General features: G+C 37.6%; 12 protein-coding genes. 11 read left to right on the top strand and 1 reads right to left on the bottom strand.

Annotated features, from left to right (window positions below):
* The first annotated feature begins 9 nt into the window (after positions 1-9).
* The 9 genes from ACM40_RS06160 (at position 10) to ACM40_RS06120 (ending at position 10,555) form a co-directional block, all read left to right on the top strand.
* A complete protein-coding gene (locus tag ACM40_RS06160) occupies positions 10-885 on the top strand; it encodes a pirin family protein (protein ID WP_048501960.1) in 876 nt (291 codons plus the stop codon).
* Between the two features lie 146 nt (positions 886-1,031).
* Positions 1,032-2,450 carry an NADP-dependent phosphogluconate dehydrogenase gene (gene gndA, locus ACM40_RS06155; protein ID WP_048501959.1) on the top strand — a complete coding sequence of 473 codons (1,419 nt, stop codon included), beginning with the start codon at positions 1,032-1,034 and terminating at the stop codon, positions 2,448-2,450.
* Between the two features lie 9 nt (positions 2,451-2,459).
* Positions 2,460-3,941, top strand: coding sequence for a glucose-6-phosphate dehydrogenase (zwf, locus tag ACM40_RS06150; RefSeq protein WP_048501958.1), 1,482 nt, complete (start codon positions 2,460-2,462; stop codon positions 3,939-3,941).
* Between the two features lie 15 nt (positions 3,942-3,956).
* Positions 3,957-4,667, top strand: coding sequence for a 6-phosphogluconolactonase (gene pgl, locus ACM40_RS06145; RefSeq protein WP_048501957.1), 711 nt, complete (start codon positions 3,957-3,959; stop codon positions 4,665-4,667).
* Positions 4,668-5,178: 511 nt separating this feature from the next.
* Positions 5,179-5,868 carry a hydrolase gene (locus ACM40_RS06140; RefSeq protein ID WP_048501956.1) on the top strand — a complete coding sequence of 230 codons (690 nt, stop codon included), beginning with the start codon at positions 5,179-5,181 and terminating at the stop codon, positions 5,866-5,868.
* A 67-nt stretch (positions 5,869-5,935) separates the two neighbouring features.
* Complete coding sequence (locus ACM40_RS06135; RefSeq protein WP_048501955.1) at positions 5,936-7,708, top strand: amidohydrolase; 1,773 nt, start codon at positions 5,936-5,938, stop codon at positions 7,706-7,708.
* A 123-nt stretch (positions 7,709-7,831) separates the two neighbouring features.
* Positions 7,832-8,257 carry a DoxX family protein gene (locus tag ACM40_RS06130; RefSeq protein WP_083996839.1) on the top strand — a complete coding sequence of 142 codons (426 nt, stop codon included), beginning with the start codon at positions 7,832-7,834 and terminating at the stop codon, positions 8,255-8,257.
* A gap of 1 nt (position 8,258) precedes the next feature.
* Positions 8,259-9,629: an alginate export family protein gene (locus tag ACM40_RS06125; protein ID WP_048501954.1), complete on the top strand. Its 1,371-nt coding sequence runs from the start codon at positions 8,259-8,261 to the stop codon at positions 9,627-9,629.
* 179 nt (positions 9,630-9,808) lie between these two features.
* A complete protein-coding gene (locus ACM40_RS06120; RefSeq protein WP_048501953.1) occupies positions 9,809-10,555 on the top strand; it encodes a M17 family peptidase N-terminal domain-containing protein in 747 nt (248 codons plus the stop codon).
* Between the two features lie 114 nt (positions 10,556-10,669).
* Here the strand turns inward: ACM40_RS06120 and ACM40_RS06115 are convergent, their stop codons facing one another.
* Positions 10,670-11,458, bottom strand: coding sequence for a PhzF family phenazine biosynthesis protein (locus tag ACM40_RS06115; protein ID WP_048501952.1), 789 nt, complete (start codon positions 11,456-11,458; stop codon positions 10,670-10,672).
* A gap of 491 nt (positions 11,459-11,949) precedes the next feature.
* Here ACM40_RS06115 and ACM40_RS06110 point away from each other — a divergent pair, with 491 nt between their 5' ends.
* Complete coding sequence (locus ACM40_RS06110) at positions 11,950-13,812, top strand: hypothetical protein (protein WP_131705339.1); 1,863 nt, start codon at positions 11,950-11,952, stop codon at positions 13,810-13,812.
* Positions 13,813-13,840: 28 nt separating this feature from the next.
* Complete coding sequence (locus ACM40_RS06105) at positions 13,841-24,274, top strand: RHS repeat-associated core domain-containing protein (protein WP_048501950.1); 10,434 nt, start codon at positions 13,841-13,843, stop codon at positions 24,272-24,274.
* Positions 24,275-24,280 lie beyond the last annotated feature (6 nt).

Genomic DNA, 24,280 nt, shown 5'->3' with positions numbered 1-24,280 from the left:
AAAACAAATATGGACAGAAAAGATTTTTTAAAGAAAGGATTATTGGGAACAGGAATGTTTGTAGCCTCCGCTTCATTGGGCAACACAATGAAAAACGAGATCGACGAAATTGAACCGTTAGAACCTATCGGATATAACCATTTACCGAATACCGATTCAAAAATTAAAGACAATTCTGTACTTCACAAGGCAGATTCCAGAGGAAAAGCTGACCACGGCTGGCTGGTGAGCAACCATACGTTCAGTTTTGCCAATTATCACAACCCGGAAAGAATGCATTTCGGAGTTTTAAGAGTTCTGAATGATGATAAGGTGGAAGCTGGACGAGGCTTTGGGACACATCCACATGATAATATGGAAATCATCAGTATTCCGCTGGAAGGCGATCTGGAACACAAAGACAGTATGGGAAATTCTGCCATTATCAGGAGTGGAGACATTCAGGTGATGAGTGCCGGAACCGGAATCATGCACAGCGAATTCAATAAAAATAATGACAGCCTGGTGAAATTTCTCCAAATCTGGGTATATCCGAACAAGAGAAATGTGACCCCAAGATATGACCAGATTACTTTAGATAAAACAAAAGGCCAGAACAGATTTCAGCAGATTCTTTCTCCTAATGCTGATGATGAAGGTGTTTGGATTCATCAGGATGCATGGTTTCACCTGGGTAATTTTGAAAATAATATCGAAACCCATTACCAGATCAGGAAAAAAGGAAACGGAGTTTATGCTTTCATTCTGAAAGGAAGTGCGGAAATTGAAGACCAGAAAGTGGAAACAAGAGACGGCTTCGGAGTTTGGGATATTTCCGGTCTGAACATCAAATCAACTTCAGAAAATACAGAGATTTTATTAATGGAAGTTCCGATGATGATGTAATTGAACTTGAATATATTTAGTTAAGGACAGTTTTTTATGTATTAAAACTATAATAACAATTGAAAGAAATTACGGATATTTTTTTTTACTGGTATGCATTTCCGTAATTTTATCGACTGTAAAAATTAAATAAATCTTAAGTAAGAATGGAAAAGTATAATTACGGGGTCATTGGGCTCGGAGTAATGGGAAGAAACCTGCTTTACAATATTGCCGATAACGGTTTTTCTACAGCAGGATTCGATTTGGATGAGGAAAAAGTAAAAGAGCTTCATCATGGGGCAACTCCGGGAACCCAGGTGAAAGGAACAGCTTCTCTGGAAGACTTTGTATCCGCTTTGGAAAGTCCGAGGAAGATCATTTTAATGGTTCCTGCAGGAAAGCCGGTAGATGCCGTTCTGGAAAATATTACACCGCTTCTCAGTCCGAAAGATATTGTGGTAGATGCCGGAAATTCTTATTTCAAAGATACAGATAGACGTATTGCTGATTTAGCTTCTAAAAACCTGCATTTTATGGGAATGGGGGTTTCCGGAGGTGAACAGGGGGCAAGAAGAGGGCCGAGTATTATGCCTGGTGGAGATCTTGAAGCTTTCAATTTAATAAAACCTATGCTGGAATTAATTGCAGCCAAAGTTAACGGCGAAGCCTGCACGGCTTATATGGGTAAAGGTTCCGCAGGAAACTATGTGAAAATGGTTCACAACGGGATCGAATATGCCATCATGCAGTTGATCAGTGAAGCTTACGATTTGTTGAGAAAAGGTGCCAACCTGAACAACGATCAGTTATACGAAGTTTTCAAAAAATGGAATGAAGGCGAAATGAATTCTTTCCTGATTGAAATCACAAAAGATATTTTTAAGCAAAAAGATGATTTGGCAGACGGTTTTCTTGTCGATCAAATTTTAGACAAAGCCGGAGCAAAAGGAACCGGAAAATGGACTTCTGAGCAGGCAATGGAAATTGGTGTTTCTATTCCTACCATTGATATTGCGGTAACTTCAAGAATTTTATCAGCATATAAAGAGGAGAGAATGAAAGCGTCTCAATTATATGCTAACGAAGAAATAATCAACCCGGAAAATACAGAATTATTCATCAAAGAAGTGGGTGATGCTTTGTACCTGGCTACTTTAATCAGTTATGCGCAAGGTTTGGCATTACTCGTAAAAGCTTCTGAAGAATACCAGTTTGAAATTCCGTTAAAAGATGTGGTCAAAATCTGGAGAGGTGGATGCATAATCCGGTCAGTTTTGCTGGAAAAATTCTATTCAGCTTATACCCAGACTCCTGAATTATCTAATATTTTATTGAATCAGGAAATTTCTGAAATCGTACAATCTAAAATTAAGTCTCTAAGAAAAACAGCTGCTTTTGCGGTGTCAAACAGAATTCCAAGTTTAGGACTTCAAACCACTTTAGGATATTTTGACGCGTATACCACAGAATCTTTACCTGTGAACCTTATTCAGGCACAGCGTGATTATTTCGGAGCACACACCTACCAAAGAGTGGATAGAGAGGGAGTTTTTCACACTTCATGGCAAAACGTAAATAACTAAAATCGGAAAATGAGCGACAATACAATCCTGCACCCAACAACTATTGTTATTTTTGGTGCAACAGGAGATCTGGCCAAAAGAAAGCTTTTTCCTGCATTTTACAATTTATATATTGATGGCAGAATGCCAAAAGGCTTCAATATTCTGGCTTTAGGAAGAGCTGAAAATACAGACGAAAACTTTAGAAATTATATTAAAGAAAATCTGAAAAGCTTTTCAAGGAAGAATGTTACCACAGAAGATTGGGCTGGTTTTCAGGCACACATTTCTTATTTTCAGCATCAGCTGGATGAAGAAGATTCCTATAAAAACCTGTCTCAGAAATTAGAAAATTTTGATAAAGTTTACGGGACAAGAGGAAACAGGCTCTTCTATCTGTCCATTGCACCGAATTTTGTGTCCGTTATTTCCAATCATATCAAGAATACCTCTATAGCTTCTGATCCTGAAAAAGACCGGATTATCATTGAGAAACCCTTTGGTCATAATAAAGAGTCTGCTATAGAATTAAATAATCTGCTTTCGCAAGCCTTTAAGGAGGATCAGGTTTACCGTATCGATCACTATTTAGGAAAGGAAACCGTTCAGAATATTTTAGCATTCAGATTCGGAAATTCAATCTTCGAGCCTTTGTGGAATCACAGGCATATAGAATCTGTGCAGATTACCGTTGCAGAAGAAGTCGGGGTAGAGACCAGAGCAAGTTTTTATGAGCAGACAGGTGCTTTACGTGACATGATCCAGAACCATCTTTTGCAGATTCTTTGCATGGTTGCTATGGAGCCACCGGTTTCACTGGAGTCTGGAGAAATCAGGGACCGTAAAGTGGATGTTTTAAAGTCAATCCGCAGAATTTCGCCTGATAAAGTAGATCATTATGCAGTAAGAGGCCAGTATGGAAGAGGTAAAGTGAACGGTGTGAAGGTAAACGGTTATCGCCAGGAAGAAGGAATTGCTCCCGACTCCAATACAGAAACATTTGCCGCTATAAAATTCTACCTTGATAACGAAAGATGGGAAAATGTTCCTTTCTACGTTCGTACAGGTAAGAGAATGAAAGAAAAGCATTCCTATATCACCATTCAGTTTAAGCCCCTTCCGCATTCTACATTTTCGGAAAGTTCATCCCTTTTATCCGCTAACCGGCTGATTATTAATATCCAGCCGCAAATGGATATCAGGTTACTGTTTATGTCAAAAAAACCGGGCCTTTCATTAGAATTAAAGCCTGTGGAAATGATTTTTGATAATTTTGCCTGTCAGACTGATACTCCCGAAGCTTATGAAACCTTGTTACTAGAAGCACTTATCGGTGACCTTACCCTGTTTATGCGTTCCGATCAGGTAGAAGAGGCCTGGGATGTGGTAAAAACCATTCAGGAAACCTGGGAAAAAACCAAAGATTCTTCTTTCCCAAATTATGAAGCAGGAAGCTGGGGGCCTGAGGACAGCAATGCGCTGGTAGAAAGACAGGGCCACCAATGGGTTTAAATAAAAAAAGTAAAGATGAATATGACAATATTTGATGATCTGGATACCTTATATAGAAAAGCGGCAGATACCTTTGTTGAGCTTTCCGAAAAATCTATCCGGAAACATGACAAATTTGTGGTTGCTTTAAGCGGTGGTTCTTCTCCTAAGGCCATTTTCAGCCTGCTGGCAACTCAGGAATATGCAGAAAAGATAGAATGGAATAAAGTCTATTTCTTTTGGGTTGATGAGAGATGGGTTTCCCTTGATGATGAAAAAAGTAATGCAAAAATGACTTCCGAAACGCTTCTTGATAAGGTTCCTGTTAATAAAGATCACATTTTCCCGATGTATAAAGACGGAATCGAACCCGGAGATTATGCTGAAGAATACGAAGCGCAGATCCGAAATGTTTTGGGAGCTGATGGCATTTTCGATTTTATCCTTTTAGGAATGGGTGACGACGGCCACACGGCTTCTTTGTTTCCGGGTGAAAAAATCCTGCACGAAAAGGAAAAATGGGTGGATGCCTATTACCTGAAACCCCAGGAAATGTTCAGGATTACACTGACTGCTCCCGTTATCAATAAAGCTGAGAATATCCTGATTATTACATTCGGGACCTCTAAAAAACATGCTTTGAATGAAGTTTTGAACGGAGAATACAATCCCGAGATGTATCCGCTTCAGTTAATTGAAAAGAGGAACGGAGTTCAGCTTTTTACTGATAAAGAGGCTGGCGCCTGATGCGATAAAGTGGTTTTACCGTTCCAGACTGATTAATTAATCTGGTTAAATGTCCGGTAAAATTGATTATCATAAATTTGTCATAACATTAACCTCTGAAAAGATAAATATTACTTCAGAAACCGATGATTTTTTGACAATAAAAAAATTAAACACTCATTCATTATAGAGTGATATATTTATGCAAAATAGGCTTGGATTAAAAAATTCAAGCCTCTTTTTTTGTCTGGATTTTACTGTTAATTATTTTTATTATTAACTTTTAATGTATTGTTATTTAATATTTTATATTAATTATATTGTGTTTTAAAATTGATAATAATAACCTGGAAATAGAATGCTATAAAAAATAGTCTAACTTTTTTTTATAAAAATTAATTTATTAAACTAGTTAAATGTGAAGGCCTTCTAAGCGCCCTAAATTTGTCATATCAAAATCAAACAAATACCAAGTAAGATTTTAAAATTTAGAACAACATTATTAATAAGCAACACTTAAAAATTAAACATTATGAAAAAGTTAATCTTAACATTCGCAACAGCAGTATTATCAGTAACAGCATTCGCTCAGAAACCTGGAAAATTAATGTTGGATCCAACTAACCATGCTTTGGTTTTAATTGACCACGAAGGGCAGATGGCATTCGCCACAAAAAGCATCAGCATGGAAGAATTGAGAAACAATGTAGCTTTGGTTTCCGGAGGTTCAAAAATCTTTAATATTCCGACAGTGGTAACGACAGTTGCAGAAAAATCTTTCGCAGGACCTGTTTTCCCTGAAATTTCTGAAGTGTATCCTGAAGCAACAAGTGGATATCTGGACAGAACCACAATGAACACCTGGGAAGACCTTAACGCTCACAAAGCCATCACAGGCAAAAACAAAAAGAAACTGGTTATTGCAGGCCTTTGGACAAGTGTTTGTGTGGTAGGCCCTGCTTTATCTGCTATCGATGAAGGGTATGAAGTATATGTTATCACAGACGCTTCAGGTGATATTTCAAAAGAAGCTCACGACCAGGCAGTTACAAGAATGGTTCAGGCTGGGATACATCCTATTACCGCTGTTCAGTATGTTCTTGAATTACAGAGAGACTGGTCCAGAAAAGAAACCTACAAACCGGTTAACGATTTAATGAAAAAATATGGTGGTGCTTATGGATTGGGAATCCAGTATGCTCAGGATATGCTTAAGCATTAATCAACTTTCAACAATGGCAGGTTGAAAAAACAGCCTGCCTTTTCTTCAAACCATTAAAAAGTAAATTATGAAACCATTACATAAAATTCTATTCTCATTCATCTTAGGTGCAGGACTGCTCAATGCCCAGAAAGCCGATTTAATCGTGACCAACGGAAAAATCACAACGATGGATGATAAAAATCAGGAAGTTCAGGCAATTGCCATCAAAGACCATAAAATTCTCCAGACGGGAACAAATGTCCAAATCTTAAAATTAAAAGGTGGCAATACAAAAATGATTGATGCTAGAGGAAACAGAGTGATTCCCGGATTATTTGACAGTCATTTGCACGTCATCCGCGGTGGAAGATTTTACAATACCGAGCTTCGCTGGGACGGTGTGAAAACTTTGAAAAGAGCTCTGGAAATGCTGAAAGAGCAGGCTCAGAGAACACCAAAAGGGCAATGGGTAAGAATAATTGGTGGCTGGAACGAATATCAGTTTGAAGAAAAAAGACTGCCGACTTTGGCAGAAATCAACGAAGCGACAGGTGATGTTCCGGCCTTCGTCATGTATCTCTACGGAAAAGCCTGGCTGAATAAAGCAGGTTTAAAAGAATTAAAGATCAACGGTGACACACCCAATCCGGCACAGGGTTTAATTGAAAAAGACAGCAACGGTGACCCGACGGGTTTACTAGTTGCAGAGCCGAATGCCTTCATCCTGTATTCAACTTTAGCAAAATTGCCTGAGCTGACAGAAGCTGAGAAAGAAAATTCCACACTGCAGTATATGACCGAATTAAACCGTCTTGGGGTGACTGCTGTAATGGATGCGGGCGGAGGTTTCCAGAATTTCCCTGACGATTACGGAACAACGGATGCATTGAACAAACATGGAAAAATTACGGTTCGGTTACCTTATTACTTGTTCGCTCAGAAAAAAGGTTCCGAACTTGCCGATTACACAAAATGGACAGGAATGGTAGAGATCGATGACCACGGTCATAACGGCCATAATGAAATTGATTATCACGTAAATGGAGGAGGGGAGAACCTGGTTTCAGATGGTGCCGATTTTGAAAACTTCCTTTTCCCAAGGCCTGAACTGCCCGCAACAATGGAGAAAAATATGAAAGAAGTGGTAAGTCTTCTGGTAAAAAAAAGATGGCCGTTCAGAATTCACGCCACCTACAATGAAAGCATCACAAGATTCCTGAATGTCATTGAAGAAGTGAATCAAGAAACACCATTGAACGGATTGGTTTGGTTCATCGACCATGCAGAAACCGTTTCTGAAGATAATATGAAACGAATCAAAGCTTTAGGCGGCGGAATTGCCATACAGCACAGAATGGCGTATCAGGGCGAAAGCTTCATCCATCGCTACGGGAAAAAAGCAGCACTGGCTTCTCCACCGGTAAAGAAAATGCTGGAGATGGAAATTCCTGTGGGATTGGGAACAGACGGAACGAGAGTCGCAAGTTATAATCCCTGGGTTGCCTTATACTGGATTACTACAGGAAAAACACTGGGCGGAACCCAGGTAATGGCAAAAGAAAACGTTTTGGACAGAAAAACAGCTTTATCCCTTTCCACTTTCGGAGGATATGAACTGATAAAAGATAATGAAAAAGGAAAAATCAAAAAAGGATATTTCGCAGACCTTACGATTTTGGATAGAGATTATTTCAGTGTCAGTGAAGAAGAAATAAAAGATATTACTTCAAAACTAACCATCGTTGACGGAAAAGTGGTGTACGGCGACGATACCTATAAAAATGTTGCTCCGGCTTCACTGCCTGTCATCCCGGAATGGTCTCCGGTAAAATATTACGGAGGATATCAAACGAAATAATTAAAACTAAAAGCTACTTCGCACAAAGATTCCCCTCCTTTGGAGGGGTGGCGAAAATTCAAAGAATTTTTGACGGGGTGGTTTAAAAAAAATTCATCATCAAGTCATTTCAAACTTACAACTATGAAAAAGCTCATTCAGATTATCACCAATACCGGCCTTGAAGGAAAATTAATACACATTGCCTTATTGGCATTCAGAATTTTATTGTCAATTGAACTAATAACAGCACACGGACTGAAAAAGCTTGGTGTAGGCGTTGCTACGGCAGAACAGATTCCCAATCCTTTACACTTGCCCGAAGGATTCAATAGTCTTTTTGCAGATGCAGCCAACCTGGTGTTTCCTGTTTTTGTCATCTTCGGATTGTTCACAAGAGTAGCAGTTCTTCCGATTTTGGCAGTAACTCTCACAGGCTATTTTATTCTTCACTGGAACGATGCTTTACTGGTAAAAGATACCCCTTTTATGTACAGCCTGTGTTATTTGTTCCTGCTTTTTGTGGGTCCGGGAAAATATTCAGTCGATAATTATTTAAGAAAAATTTAAAATGAAAAAGCTGATTAAGATATTATTGATTGTCCAAATCATCCTGCCAACAATTGTTTCTGCACAATTTAAGCTAATGAGGTTTGATGAAAATTATTCCACGTACAAAGATTCTGCAGACACTTTTTACAATTCCATAAAATACATTCCCCTTTCCGAAAAAAGCAACAATACCTATTTATCATTAGGCGGAGAAGCAAGAGCAGAGTTTGTGGAATTCAATAACGAAGACTGGGGAAGGCTGGGAATAGGAAGCAACCCGTTTTTTATCCAGAGATACAATGTTCATGCAGATTTGCATTTAGGCTCAAGAGTAAGGGTTTTCGGACAGTTGAGAAGTGCGTGGGAAAACGGGAGAAAGAATGGACCAAGACCTATAGATGAAGATCATCTGAATGTTCAGAACCTTTTTATAGACGTGGATGCAGTTAAAAATGAAAAAGAAAAACTAACCGTTCGCGCAGGAAGACAGGAGCTGGACTACGGAAGCGGAAGATTGATTTCTGTAAGGGAAGGCCCGAACCTGAGGTTATACTTTGATGGATTAAAAATGATGTATCAAAAAGGAAACTTTAAATCGGATGCTTTTGTGATGATGGCGAGCGAAATCAATACCGGAGCGTTTGATAATAAGCTTTCAAAATCTATTAATCTTTGGGGAAGTTACAACACCCTGATTCTTCCGAAAAGCGGAAATTTGGAATTCTATTATCTTGGAATTCATCGGAAAGACTCTCGCTTTGAGGACGGAACCGGAGACGAGACAAGACATACATTAGGCGGAAGATTCTGGAAATATGGCGGCGGTTTTATTTATAACTTTGAAGCTGCTTATCAGTTCGGGAACTTCAATAAAGGAATAATCAGTGCATGGACGGCTTCTGCAGATATAGGTTATCTGTTTGAAAATGTAAAAGGAAAACCTACGATCAATCTTCGCAATGATTATATTTCTGGAGACAGAAACAAAGGTGACGGGAAACTGGGAACTTTCAATCCGCTCTATCCGAAAGGTGGGTATTTCGGGTTCAATCCGCAAATCGGGCCTGTGAATCTGATTGATATTCATCCTTATGCAACGGTAGATTTGAGCAGTAAAATAACGGTTCAGGCAGACGTGGTTTTCAACTGGAGATATTCTACCCAGGACGGTGTTTACAGGCCAAGTGGTTCTCTGAACCTGACTTCAATGAATTCCAAAAAACGATATATAGGAACTGCTTTTTTAGGAAGCTTTAATTATAAGATCAATAAATTTTTTACTTTCAATACTGGAATTCAGTATTTCAAAACCGGTGAATTCGTAGATGATATTATTGAAGATGACAAGGACGGATTATTCATCAATTCAAGAATCGTTTTTAAATTTTAGATTAACACAGATAAGACGAATTTGGTACGACTGATACAAAATCGAATGGTAAAATTGTCTGAACCCTTTGTATTTAATTATCCCACATCAATGCTGAAATTTATTTCTAAACCTACCTTTGATACACAGTAAAACAACAATAAATAATTAGACAAATATTAACTTAAAAATAAATCATTATGAAAAATAAAATTACAAATATCCTTGGCAAATCATTATTAATTGCCGGATTAACATTTTCAACTCTGGCATTTGCTCAAACAACTACAACTGCAGCCAACTCATCAGCAAAAACAACAGCCGTAGGAACATCCAAAAACTGGGGCTCAGTGGACGGAATTTCAATGATAGGTTTGGTTCAGGGGCCATCATCTGCCAATGCCGAACTTCAGGTTGCCTGTGTTTTTGAATATACCGATAACGATATCCACAGTGCACAGGCTTTACCTGCAAACCTGAACGGATTGGTACATTTGGACGAAGCTCTGAAAGGCGAATTTACAAAAATCAGACAGTCGGGACAGTTTAAAGGACATTCTCTGGAAACCCTTTTAATAACACCTCCTGCAGGTTCTATGTCTGCGAAAAAATTATTGCTCATAGGTTTAGGCGACAGAAACAAATTCACTCCGGAACTGATGACTTCAGTAGCAGAAGTTGCCACCCGGGAAGCTATGAGAATGGGGGTGACCAATTTTGCATTTGCAAGCGATTTGAAAGATGCGGGAATAGATTCTCCAACGGCTTTGGTTGCAGGAAATGTAGTGAAAGGTATTGTCAGTGCAAACCGTTCTGAAACCTATCTGAAAGAGCACAATCTGTCCAAAACAAAAAAATTGGAAAAAGTATACCTTTTAGCCGGTCCGTCTTTCTTTGAAATTGCCGGTGGTGGAATTTCAGACGCGATTGCAGAATTAAAGAAATAAGATTTCTAATTTAAAATACAGCGAGAAATATAAATCTTGACTGATTACCATTAAAAATGGCGCCGTTTTTTAAACATACGGCGCCATTTGGCTTTCAGTCTGATCAGAATATCATTATTCTATCCATAAATGTCCCTCAGAATAAGTTCTGGCTTTACCTGCCACAATCACTCTTTCATTTTTGTTTTCACAATAAAGCTGGCCGCCTCTTTCCGATAGCTGGCGGGCGAAAAGCTTATCTTTTCCTAGTCTTGATGACCAGAATGGAATAAGCGAGCAGTGGGCAGAGCCGGTTACCGGATCTTCAAGAATTGATGATTGCGGTGTAAAATATCTTGAAACAAAATCACTGTCAGTACCGGCTGCTGTTACAATAACTCCTCCAGGGTCCAGATTGATAAGGTCAAAAACGGATCTTTCAATTCTGATCTTTTTTATATCTTCCTCAGACTCATATACCAGAACATAATCTCTTGATTGGAAGACTTCCTTAGGCTGTATATTGAGGGATTGGGCTATCATGTCCGGAAGAGCAGACGCTTCAGGCATTCTTGACGGGAAATCCATATAATAAACCCCATTTTTTACTTCAACTGTTAATTCACCGCTTTTGGTTTGAAAAACCATCCTGCTGCTTTGATAATTTAAGATGGAAACCAGACAATGAGCTGTGGCAAGAGTAGCGTGCCCGCACAAGTCCATTTCTATTTCCGGGGTAAACCATCTCAGATGTATGGTACTGCCATTGTCGATAAAGAAAGCTGTTTCTGCGACAGCATTTTCGCGGGCTATTTTTAAAAGTATCTCATCGGGTAACCAGTTTTTTAATGGAACAACACATGCAGGATTTCCATAGAAAACCTCTTCTGTAAAAGCATCTATTTGATATAATTCTAACTTCATAATTGACAAAAATTTAGTCTGTAACAAAGATAATTTATTTCCCGGGCAGACCTTGAGTTTAATGGTATTGATGAGATATTTTGTCTGTATTTTTTACACCATAATCTGAAATTGATCCATCAGTCAATATATAAATCCATGTTAAAATTGAGCGAATAGATTCTTTTATTTAGGCGTATTTCCTGGTTTTTCGACGAACTAATCATTAATAAAATTTGAATTTTAAAATTAATTTTTAATTATTTATGGATAAAAAATATTTTTTTTTCAATAGATGTAATATTTTTTTATACTTTTGAAAATCATAAAATATGTTAAAATATAAAATATAATCACAAATTTTCTAAACATAAAAAACAACAATATAATATTTTAAACACCTAAAAAACACACTATGAAAAAAAATACCTATTTCACTTTCTGATTATACACTAATCTGTAAGTTCCCAACTAATACTTCTCCTAATAATTATTTTATACCCTAATTCAATATGAGTAAAGCATATACGTTCATATTTATATTTTGCTGTTATTCTTTTCTATTCTCACAAACCACCATTTTCGGTGGAGTTTCGGGCCTTACCTTTAGAAAGAATAATGTAAAAGACAGTATTTTATCCAGTGATACCCTCACTAATAAGTTAATGAATTTTCATTTAATTAAAGATCCTGTAACCGGCTCTTTTTTTAAAAAATTAGATACAGGCCTAAACCAGCCCTCTTTATTTATTGTCAGTAATCAATTTGGAGGAAATGAAAAGAAAATTTATGGTAAAATAGGAAGTACTATTATCAGTAGTATCGGGATTGATGACTTTAATGATTCATTAAGAATTAACCGCCCTCAAGCTGGTTCAAAAATATTAACCTTTACCAAAAATGACAATAATCATAAAATTAATCCTATTGTCTTTTTAAATAAGAGAACTGATAATTCCCTTTTAATTCCTGAAATCCTTGTTTTTAACACGAACCTATCTGTAATAGACAAGCAAAAAATTGAAACTTACCTTTCAATAAAATATGGGATTACCATTAATGACATATCTGAGAAAAATTATATTTCTTCTGGAAATCAAATTATTTGGGATTCTAAAAAAAATAAAAACTACAACTTTAGGATTACCGGTATAGGTAGGGATGACTTATTCGGATTGTATCAAAAACAATCTGCAAATGCTGAAGACAAGCATATTATAATTTCTTTAGGGCAATTACAAGTAATTAATAATCAAAATAATAGCAGTATTAGTCAAGGTAGCTTTCTCTTGTGGGGGGATAATAACCAAGCTTTAACTTTCAAAGAAGCAGATCTTATCTCTGCACATCCTAAAAGAGATATGATGAGAATGTGGAAAGCACAGGTGAAAAATACAGGATCAATTCCTATGAAGACTCACCTCTATCTTAGTCTTACCGGATTGCAACAGAATGATAAAATAAAATTGCGGATTTTTACCAATGAAAGCAACTATCAAAATGATATTTCTGCAGATATTCTGGGAGAGAAACTGAATGATTCATTATATGTTTTTAAAGATGCTGCTTGGGATAATGATCTTGATGGGATTGATTATTTTACCTTTAATTTACAGGATTCACAAAGTGATATACTTGTACAGCTTACAAGTACTTGTAGTGAACTACAGAACGGTATCGTAAAAATCTCCGTCCCGGAAAATATTTTTCCATTTACCTATAGCTTAAAAAGTATAACTACCAATCAAACGGTGGTGAATACTGCTTCCGCGAGCTCTAATCCTGTTTTATTCAGCAATCTTGCTCCTGATAATTATCAGCTTAGTATTCATAGAAACGGTTACCCAGATATTGTAAGGACTTTTGATCTTGAAGGCATTGTTAACCAGAATATTGACAGCCAATATGTTTGGGCGGGGACACCAATAGAATTGGACCTTAATACATCTTCTTATCAGTATACTCTTACAGCTCCTTCGGGTGCAGTAACTTATACTGCTCCCTACATTCTTAACGGGCAGGGCACTTATCAATTGCTTATCAAAAACAAGCTGGGGTGCGAAATAACAAAAACACTTTCTGTACTTAGCCAAACTGAATACGACGCTTTACAAAGTACTTCTTTGTTTAAAAAAATTACCGTATCTCCTAACCCTTCTCATGATGGGAATCTGACGATAAAAGTAGAGCTAAAAACTGCTAAGCCATTGACAATTAAAATATTCAATAGTTTAGGAGTACTTGTTAAGCAAGGTCAGTATAATTCAGCTTCTGATTTTAGCATTCCGATGAGCATCCCTGCTTTTGTAGGATATTACAATATTAAAATATTTATTCCTGAAGAAGCAAAAGGAGTTAATTTCCTTATCAACTAATAACTAATAAAAACACAAAATCCAAGATATGAAACGACGTTCATTTTTCAGCCGTAATACCATTGAACTATTACCCGTTCTTATCCCTGTTATTCTTTCTCTAAGCAGCTGGACACTTTATAAAGTTATCCATAAAGATCAGAATATGGTGAGAACAGTTAAAAGTTCAAGTCAATATTCTAATCCATTTAAAATTAACTGCGATTTCCTGAAGCCAACTAAAAATGATAAGTATAAGTATATTAATAAAGCATCACGAGATATTTTTCATAATGTTTCAGTAAATAGTGTAACTGATTCTGCTTCCGCGAACCTTTCCCTTTCGGGGAATAAAAAGTTTAAGTATACATCTAATACGGAATTAAATAAAATCCGCTCATTGTCCGGTGATTTTAATTCTAAGCTGACAAACTCAGGATATATAGGAGAGATCGGAAATAAGGATCCGCAAAGAAGAGATGCAGATGCTTCCGATAATATATTTGATGTTCAGCTTTCGGCCGTAGATCCCAATAAAACTTATATTCTTAGTTATGACGTGGACGGTTATTCGGATGCGAATTCTGTGACCCGTAGTATCAATGGCAGTTTTGCGATGGGCGGCTATGTCAGACACAAAAAAACAGGCTGGAGTTCAGTGTCTGAACCAGTCAATACAGAACTTTTGAAAAAAGGAGATAATAAAATCTTATTCAATGCCTTAAATAAGGGAGATTATTATACGATCAAGAACGTTCGTATTACAGAAAAACAAAATAATTCTTCTTCTCCCTATACTGTAACTGCAAAAATATACAATAATAAGGTTGCGTACTTACGGGGATTTGTAAATCCGGAATCCGGAATCAAATCTTTAGATGTTGAGGGTGAAAAAATCGACTTGAAAGGAAACGAGTTTGAATATGTTTCCTATAAAAATTTAGATAAAAAGTTCTTTACTGTTAAATTCAATGGTTCGCAGTACATGCCCGAAATAATTGTTGGAAAGACAGTGGAAGATTCTTTTTCGGCGGAGGTAAGCACATATGAAACTCAAGGGCATACAGTTGTTTCACAGAATGAATTAGGAGTTGTAAAGGGGTTAAGGTTAATTGATATACCTCCGGTAGATCTATCCACCGTTAATGTGAGTAATAATTATGCAGGATTTCGTTTCAATAAAAAAGCTTCAAAAGAAGCGGAATTTCATTTGCCTTATGATCAAGATAAGCTTCCTGAGGGCTATCAGGAAAAAGACATTACAGCATTTATGTTTGACTATACTAAAAAAGAATGGTCTCCTGTAAATATTGATAGTGTAAATACGGTAAAAAAATATATTGTACTTCATACTTCTTTAAGTAATGTTGATTTTATAGCTGGTGTTGTGAAGCAGCCTGAAAGCCCGGAAACTGGAGCTGGTGCACAGACGGAATTTAATGATATGCCAATTGCTAACCCTGGATCTAAAATTAACCTGATTGCTCCGCCGACACCCAATCAACAAGGTACTACGAACGTAAAATATCCTATTGAAATACCTGCAGGAATTGGAGGTTTTCAGCCTAACGTTTCTATCGTATATAATAGTGATAACAAATTTGGATGGGCAGGAACAGGTTGGGATATTCCAGTAGAAACTATCGATATTGATACCAGATGGGGTGTTCTGGCATTTGGTAGCCAGGAAACTGAGATTTACTTAATTGCAGGTGAGCAGCTTGTTTTCAAGGATGATTACCTGCCCAATAAACTTCCTTATTCCGAGGCAAGAACAACAAACAGGCAGTTTTACTACCGTAATGGAATAAAAGAAGGCTATACCATCATAAGGAAAGGATCTTCACCTTCAGATTATACCTGGGAAACATTGGACGGGAGCGGGACAAAAAAAGAATATCTGGATATATTGACCAATAATCCTTCAAGTAATTCTTCGGGGAGCGTGGTGAAATGGTTTTTGTCTAAAGTTACAGATCGTTTCGGAAATACTATAACCTATACCTATTCAGACTCATTCGATGGAGGAGGTAAAAATAAATACCTGTCAAGAATTACTTACAGTAATAATACTGTTATTGAATTTGAAAATGAAGCGGGCATTAGAGGAGATATGACTTTCAATTATAAACTGGGAGTTAAATTGGCAGACGCAAAAATATTAAGCAAGATTAGAGTTAAAAGAGCGAATATCAATATCCGTGAATATGAGTTAAATAATACGACCGTAGGGATGTTTTCCAAAAGACTTTTAACAGAGATCATTCAAAAAGATGGAAATGGTACTCTATTTAACAAACACAAGTTACTTTATGAACACAATATGGGTGTTTTTGAAAAAACACCTACCAAAGTATACAACACTCCAAAAGATAACGGAGATGTAGGTTCTTTTTCAGGGGGCAATACCAGTTTTATTTCCGGAACATATAGTAAAAATAAAAATATCCGGGGTGCAGTAAGTTTTGGTGGTGGGCTTTGTTTTTTTGTCGGAATTAACAAAAAGGGGACTATAGGGATTACAGCAAGCTATGATGATAATGAGGCATATGGGAAAAATCAGCTTTTAGATATTGATGGAGACGGATTGTTAGATAAAACATTCTATTCTTCAAATGGTAATATCAACTTCAGAAAGAATATAAGAACAGGATTTAGCGGGGTATATTCTTCTTCCGGACTTCCCGGTGATACTCCTATCTATACCCATAATAGCTATAATACTACTCTCGGATTGGAATATTCATTTGCGAATGGTGTTGTAGGGGCTAATTATTCTTTTGGTAACAGCAATTCACCGATTTATTTTTCAGATGTTAATGGCGATGGCCTCCTGGATATGATTCATTATGGTGATGTATTCTTTAATAAGATAAGAAATGGTGCTCCCCAGTTCATGACCCAACCGGCCTCCGGAACGGTAAATGTTACAGAAGAAACTCCTAATGCTATTCTGGCAGGAAGTAATGCGGTTCAGGATACTATTATAACTACCAGTCAGTTCTCATCTTCGTTAGCCAATATTGTAAGAATGTGGGAAGCTCCTGTATCAGGAGATATTGCTGTAAGTAATGAAATAACTTTGCTTCAAAACTCTCAGGATGGGGTGGATGTGTGGATTGAAAAGGGTGAATTGACAAAAGCCAATGAAGATCTCTCAGGATTTAATCCTGCTAATTCCTCTCAGATTTCTCCAACAGTTACTTTAAATAGTCAGGGACAGTTTCAGGCTCTCAGTACCACAACTCATGTTGAAAAAGGGCAGAGAATATTCATAATAGCATCTTCTAAAACTAATCAGAATGGAGATAGAATTAAAGCATATACAAATATAGTATACACTTCTGTTCCGGGAGTTCCTGACCTTGGCATGCAGGATGCTAATAATAATGCCTATTTTAGATTTGATGCAAGAGTTCATTATTTACCATCCAGTCAAAAGCAAAATGTAATAGGTGATAAAAGTAAAGTCAATATTTCTTGGAATAAATTAAATAATGAAATATTTACGGATGATGTTGATTTTAAAATTTATAAAACGATACAGTCAATATCTGATACTACTGGTGTGATGCCGCCATCTACACTGATATATCACCAAAAACTAATTAAAGGTGATAATTTGAATTCAGTTACAGTGGCAAACAATGAAATTGCCAATTCCGATATTTCCAATTTGTTACTTAATCAGAACCCTTCCGACGGTACTATAACCCTGTTGCATTTTGATGTTTCTTCCGATACCAATGTTTCATGGGAAAAGATCAAGTGGAAGCCTACTCTTACGATAATGTCGGATACAGACACTACTGCGGTCAAAGCTTTAGTACAGTATAATCCTTATTCTGAAAGGCTAATTAATACTTTGCCTAAGGATTTCTTAAAATACAGGGAATATCCTTTTTGCGGCGATAAAACAATATGTCCCCGTTGCAAGGCGGCAAGTGCTTATTATGTATTCCCGGATTTTAATGGAAATACATCATTGAATGATTATTCCATTAACTTAAGCCAATCACATAATACAAGAGTTACTTTTTCATTAAAAATTAAGGACAATAACGGAAATGTTTACACTGCGAAAAATACGGTAAATGTTACTAATAATGTTATGCCGATTCCGAAAATAGACATATGTGCTTTTTTTGCAACTATACCTATTAGTTATGAAGAGCTTTGTATGCTTCCTTTTTATTTTGAGATCAGCTCTCCGGATTATGTAGTTACAAAAAAGCTGTCTTCAGAAAATCCTTATATTATTAATTCTGCATTTATAGGAGATCCTGCCTTAGAAAATACGGAACATAAGGCTGACTATTTTGCCTATCGTTCGGAGAACAACCATTATAATATCAATACAGGATTGGTATATCAGGGATGGGGCAGATTCACGTACAATGGTTCAAAATATCCTAATCAGGCAATTCGTGAAAATGAATTTACAACCAATCCATTAGCCAATGTCCCAGCTCCTGGAGGGGCTTCTCCTTGTAATCCTTCTGCTCCGGATTACTTCACCTGTATGACGAATTATATTATTCAGCAGAATAATAACAGATATTTTACTCCTTTACAATTGAATGCAGAAACAGATGCCTATGTATCTCCTATGGAACCTGCAGAATTGTCCGAATATGATCTGCAGCCTTATGTACTGGGAGTATCTTCCAGCAGTTCTACTGTTGTCACAACACCCGTTTTTTCAGTGCCTAATCCACGGGGCATAATCCTCCGTTCCCAATCTGATGCATTTCACGCTTATGTTGCGGGATCAATAATTCCCTGGCTGGGCATCAGTGGGCATGCAGGTATCTCTACTGAAAAAACATCAGATTATTTCCAGGATTTTAATGGGGATCATTATCCCGATATTATTTCAGGAAGCTACTACCAGAAAACCAATGTTTTGGGTCAATTAGCGGCAGTAACTTCTATCAATGAAAAAGAAATTAAAAATAAAGGGTTCATATTAGGTGCTGGGCTTTCAGCTTCTGCTTCCGTAGCCAAATTCAGTAATACTGCAAATACATTCTTTGCCATAGGAGGAGAAAAAGATTTGCACACAGGATCTTCTTCTTTCGCATTAGGAATAGGGCTTAATGTTACGGTAGGAAAAGCATGGGCACAGGGTACAGGAGTATGGGCTGATATAAATGGTGATGGCCTGACGGATTATATTTCTGATGGAAGTACCTATATCAATACAGGAAATGGTTTTGCACCAGAGTCTTACGGATGGGATGTTTCGGAGGTGTCGAAAGGGGATTCTTTTGCAGTTTCAGGAGGAGGTGGTTTCAGCTTCGCTAATGGAAGCTGGGCTGGAGGTGTTGGACTTTCGAAATCTTCATCTACAGCAAAAGTGGGATTAATAGATATCAATGGGGACGGTCTTGCAGATAAGATCGTAAAGAATGGAAATACCTATGAAATGTTGATCAATAGTGGGACTTCCTTTATTCCTCTTGAGAACTTCAATGAAAATTTTAGCTTGGATAATAAACAGAATTCATCCGGGTTTAATTTATATGGAACACTATGTGCTTGTTTTGGATTGAAAATTTGTGTTTCAGCAGGAGGTGGAACCGACAAGTCTGTGTCTAAACAGGAAGTAGATCTCAGGGATTTTGACGGAGACGGATATCCGGATTTACTTGTTTCAGGAAATGACGGTGAACTGACATTTTATCAAAATCAATTGCCAAAAGCCAATTTACTGCTTAGTATTGAAACTCCTCTTCAGGGATTGATTGAATTTGAGTATTACAATGTCAACGAAAAAAATAACTTGGCAACACTTATAGGAGGGACTTACCAGATGCCTTTTTCAAAGACCGTGCTCTCCAGAATGGCTGTATGGAATTTTAAACCTATTGATACTACTCTTCCATACTTGGGCAATGTTTTAGATCCCCAGAGGATAAAGCCTGCTCAATATTTCAGTTTTGAATATGAAAAAGGAATACAGGACAGAAGAGAGCGAGAGTTTTTAGGTTTTGGAATTGTGAAAACAAAAGTTTTTAATGAGTATGTTCTGCACCAAACTTATGTTACCCAGTATGAAACTGATTATACAGGTAATGAAAATAACTTTTATGTTAATTATAATGACACAAAAATAAGGCAGTATTTCTACAAAAAAGGAATTGTACGCTCTTCTTATATGCTGGACAGTCAAAATAGGAAGCGAAGTGAGACGAAATATACTTACCGGTATTTCGACCAGCCTTCTTCTTCAGAATATGCGCTTACAGAAAATCAGTCCGAACCCCAGTACAAGGATATCGGCAGGATTATACCGCTTTTATATAAAACAGAATCTACATTTACTGAATTTTCGGCATCGGGGAGTCATAGTAAAACTACATACAATACAGTTGATGCTTATGATAAATACGGAAATGTTATCCGTTCCACAGACAGGGGAACAACATTGGACTATGCTTCGGATGATGTGAAAACGCAGATCTCCTATCATGCTCCCGGAGCTAAAAATATAGTAGGGATACCTTCGGAAAAACTTATTATAACCGCTCACAATAATGAGGTTATGCGGAAAAGCACAACGGTTCTGGACGCTGCCCAAAATATAAGACAAATTAAAAAAGACATATTGGGAACAGGCAGTAACGGGGCTTCCGGGACGGCGGATTTTGATATGGAGTATGATACTTATGGTAATTTAACCAAAGTTACACAGCCGGTTTCTGCAAACGGACAGCGCATGGTCTACAATTATGTTTATGATCCGGTGTATCATACCTATTTGACGGCTACCACAGATGCATACGGATATACAAGTACCACTCAGTATGATGATAATTACCTTTTAGGAGTTCCTGTTGCCATAACAGATATTAATGGTGCAACGGCTCAATATACATATGACTCTTTCGGAAGGCTTACTGACTATCTTGCTCCCGCGGATATAGATTTTACGATCAGATTGTACTATTATTTTTCAGAGACTATACCGGTAGCCATTACGGAAAGAAAACCTTTCAAGAATGACAGGGATCCAAGGCCCAATTACTTCGTTAGTTTATTTACCGATGCATGGGGAGAAGGCATTATGTCTAAAAAACTGTTTAAAGAAGAAAACCAGACCTACTATTTCGCCAATAACATTTACCAGATTAAAGATCATTTGGGAAGACCTGTCAAAACAATTCTCAGGGATAAGGTGACAACAGGGACTGATATCATGACTTCTCTTAAAACATTTGATGACTATACAACTGTAGAGGACCAGACTGCCAAGATTTATTCAACCACTACATATGATGAGCTAGACCGCCCTGTGAGCACTACGCAGTTTAATGTTGCCACTAACAATGGGCTGCAAAATCTAACCACCAATATGTTCTATGAATTTGGAACAGACAGATCCGGGACTACACAATTTTCGACAAGAGTAGTGAGTCCTTTGGGAAATACCAGTATCTCCTATATTGATGCATTAGGGCAAACAACCTCTAGCAAACAGACCAATGGAAGCAATGATATATGGATGACCTATAAATACGACGGTCTCCACCAGCTTACAGCCACGCAGGATGCCGGAAACTATCCTACAGAATATTTCTATGATAAATTGGGAAGAAATATCAGGAAAACAGAGCCGGATGCAGGAGAATCAGGGTTTCAATATGATATGACCGGTAAAGTGACCTCCTCCTATAATGCTGTTTTAAAATCCAACGGAAAAAAAATTAACTATAAATATAATTTTGACCAGCTAACAGATGTAGAATACCCTGATCACTCGGTACATTTTACGTATGGTGAGCAAGGAGGAGCTGCTGAAGAACGTGGAAGGCTGATAAAGCAAACCGACAGAACAGGTACCCAAAATTTTAAATACGACATATGGGGTAATGTAAAAGAAAACATGCGGATTGTGGTAGCGCCTAAAAATGTTCCCAAAATGTTCAAAACTTCTTTTGTGCATGATGTATATGGCAGAATCAACAAGATCTTTTATCCGGATACCGAAGAAGTCACTTACAGCTATAATATGGCAGGGCTGTTGGACAGAATCCAAAGTAAACTTCCAGGAAAAGCTGAGCTAACGGATATTGCCTATTCTATGACCTACAACAATAGAGATCAGATGACTTCTTACCTTGCAGGAAACGAAACCAAAACCCAGTATGATTATGATCCGTGGGGGAAAGTCAATGAACTTTCTCTATTGTATGACAATGGAAATATGAACATTCGTAAAAACAGATATTCTTTTGATGGTAACGGAAATGTTTCTGCAATAAATGGCACTACACCCATGGCTGGAAATTATCCGTCTATGGATATGGGAATAGCAACGGATAAGACTTTCAGCTACGATTCTTTCGGAAGGTTGGGTTCAGCCCTGATAACAGCTACAGGAAAGAAGAATACCAAGTATTATAATTTAAATATGGGGTATAATGCTGTTGGAAACATGGAGGTGAAAGACTTTAAACTCAAAACATATCAGAACGGTACCTGCATGACTCCGGGTAATGAAGGAGATGCAGGTACCTATAAATATGAAGATCCTAATCATCCTAATGCAGTATCTTCGATATTTTACAATAAGTTTCAGAATTTTACGGCTCCTATGGATTGTGGTATGGTTCCTATTGACCCGTCAGTCACTGCAAAGGAAACATTTCGCTATGATCTCAATGGCAATCTTGTCACTATTGTGGAAGATCAGCAACAGTCTGGTAATACTCCAGCAGAATACAGAGAACTGTTTTGGGATGACCAAAACCGCCTGAAAGCTGTGGTCACTCAAAAGGAAAATTTCAATTACTACGTGTATGACGCAGCCGGAGAGAGAATCCTGAAAAATGATGCGGTTTCTAAAAATCTTTACGTCAATGGGAATGATCCCAGCAATACAACCCAAATGGGACCTTTTGTTTATTATCCCAACGGCTACCTGGTGCTGAATAACAAAACCATGAGCAAGCATTATTATATGGGAAGCCAGAGAATTGCAACAAGGGTAAGCCCGGTACCTACGCATAGGTTTAAAATAAACCTTTCCGAAGGTTACGAGGAACAGGCGTCTTTATTAGCAGAAGAAATCCATGGCATTATACAAGCAGCTGGCCTTCCTGATGAAGTATGGGTAGATGGCGAAGACTCCCAGGGAACCTATACCCCACCGGTATCCTCAACGCATGATGAAACATTATGCTCCTTTCTTATGGAGCAGCAGATCTATGCGTTTTTACAGGACCAGGATGAGAGGTGTTATACTAAACTGACGGAATATTATGAGCAAGCTTTAAATGATGGGAGGTTTTGTGAAAGGTGGACTGAGTTTTTGTCGGATGAATGTATGAGTAATTATACCCCGCCGGAAATTCTTGAAAATGAAATGTACTGGATACATCCTGACCACCTTAGTGGAGCCTCCATATTAACGAATATGAAAGGAAATGTAACCAATTGGTACGAGTATATGCCGTATGGGGAAATGCTGATGGAAAATACGACGATGGACTACGATAATCCTTACAGGTTCAATAGCAAAGAGCTTGATATGGCAACAGGGTACTATTATTACGGAGCAAGATATTACGATCCTAAACGAAGTTTCTGGCTAAGCGTAGATCCATTATCAGAAATTACACAGTCTCCATATGCCTATGTTTGGAATGATCCTGTTAACTTTGCAGATCCAACAGGATTGATGGGGGAAAGAGTGGGAGGTGATACTCATGACCCACCCGGGAAAAGAAGCTGGGTAAGAAAAGTTTGGGATTGGTTCTTTAAACACAAATCTCACAGTAATTTTTCAGTTGGGCCAATAACATCTACTCTTGAACCAGATCAAAGCGATTTGCCATGGTATCTTAATAAAGGTGAGTATGGCGGAAAACCTGTTCTGACGTTAGGATTGCATAATATTAAGTTTCCATACATGCAAAGAGAACAGTATGACTCAGATGTATTGGAAAATGGAGACCGATTTATGAAGAATGCTTTGGGCTCTGCTTATAATGGTCTTGCATCTATGTGGAACGAAGGAATGCAGGGAAAAGAAGGTTCAGCTATTGTCTTTGAAGGAGATCGGGATGCAGAATCTGCTGTAAGAAAGATTGTTAGGGGAAAAGCAGGGGCAGAGGAATTTGAAGGGTTGGCAGCAATGGCAATTATTCATAAAGTAGGGGAACCAGCGGGAGGACTGGCTAGTGAGAAAAGTTTAGTTAGATTTGGCCAAGAGGCAGAAACTCTAGAATCGTTAGCAAGACAAGCACAAGCAGCGGAAGATGCTGGCTTTCCTCATGGAGTTTCAACAATGTTGAAAGACAAAGTTAAAGGTTCGGATTTATCGCATAAAAGTGCTCTCAAATCTACTGTTGAATCATTTTTCGAGGTTGAACAAACTGGAAATAAACCTAGGCATCATACAGTAATATTGCCAAAGCCAGTTACTCCTGAAGTTACTCAAAAATTTAATGAAATATTTAAACCTAAAACAAAATAAGAGATG

Source organism: Chryseobacterium sp. BLS98, from assembly GCF_001045445.1.
Taxonomy (GTDB): Bacteria; Bacteroidota; Bacteroidia; order Flavobacteriales; family Weeksellaceae; genus Chryseobacterium.
The sequence above is the reverse complement of the archived record's forward strand: the minus strand, read 5'-3'. Positions and strand labels throughout refer to the sequence as shown.